The 217-nt window shown below is 45.6% G+C and carries 1 rRNA gene; it reads right to left on the bottom strand.

From position 1 onward, the window contains the following. A 23S ribosomal RNA gene (locus APS80_RS10370) occupies nt 1-217 on the bottom strand; the annotation flags it as partial.

The raw sequence follows: 217 nt of genomic DNA on the forward strand, positions 1-217 counted from the left end.
CATCTTTCCAGATGCTTCGTCTAAGCGATACATTTCTAACTCTAAAAGAGTGTCCTACAACCCCAACAAGCAAGCTCATTGGTTTGGGCTCTTCCCGTTTCGCTCGCCGCTACTCAGGGAATCGATTTTTCTTTCTCTTCCTCCGGGTACTAAGATGTTTCAGTTCTCCGGGTCTACCATCTGACATGCTATGAATTCACATGTCGATAACACGACA

The sequence above is a fragment of the Staphylococcus auricularis genome (assembly GCF_001500315.1).
Classification (GTDB): Bacteria; Bacillota; Bacilli; order Staphylococcales; family Staphylococcaceae; genus Staphylococcus; species Staphylococcus auricularis.